1 protein-coding gene and 1 pseudogene are annotated in these 620 nt (G+C 70.3%); both read left to right on the forward strand.

Going from position 1 to position 620, the window contains the following annotated elements; genetic code table 11:
* A partial coding sequence (locus EAH89_RS31070) for a nitronate monooxygenase (protein ID WP_194152391.1) occupies positions 1-326 on the forward strand: 326 nt, incomplete at its 5' end.
* Between the two features lie 76 nt (positions 327-402).
* A pseudogene (locus EAH89_RS31075) lies at positions 403-620 on the forward strand (hypothetical protein); the annotation flags it as partial.

A 620-nucleotide genomic window follows, 5' to 3' on the forward strand; every position in this document is an offset into this window, starting at 1 on the left:
CGGCGGCCCATCGCGAGGCGCTGCGCCGCGCCGACGAGCACGAGACAGAGCTGACCAACATCTTCACCGGCCGCCCCGCCCGCGGGATCGTCAATCGGGTCATGAGAGACCTCGGGCCAATCTCACCGCTGGCTCCGGCCTTCCCGACAGCCGGTGGCTCCCTGGTTCCGCTCCGTGTTCACACGGAAGCACTGGGCTCGGGAGACTTCATGAGCCTGTGGGCAGGCCAGGCGGCCGCCTTGGGGCGCGAGATGCCCGCGGGCGAGCTCACCCGCAGGCTAGCGGCGGAGACGCTGGCGATCCTCTCTGCGAAGGAGAGCATCTGAAGAGGCCGCGACAGCCCTCCTGGCTCAGGCAGTAAGCGGCGCAGAATGCCCTGACCAACGGATGGAAGGGTCCCACATGGCGCACATGCTGGACCCCGCCGTACTCACCCGCACCGCAGCCCTCGAACACCTGGCCTTGGCCATTCCGCGAGCCGGTCGCGCCTACGCGGAGGGACGCAACACCGACCGCGGTCCCGGGACGGCACCGTCCACCACGGCCCTGTCGCCTTACCTGCGGCGTCGCCTCCTGCTGGAGGAGGAGGTGATCGACGCCGCCCTCGCCGCCCACGGTTC

Origin of the sequence: Muricoccus nepalensis (genome assembly GCF_006438825.1) — a bacterium.
Classification (GTDB): domain Bacteria; phylum Pseudomonadota; class Alphaproteobacteria; order Acetobacterales; family Acetobacteraceae; genus Roseomonas; species Roseomonas nepalensis.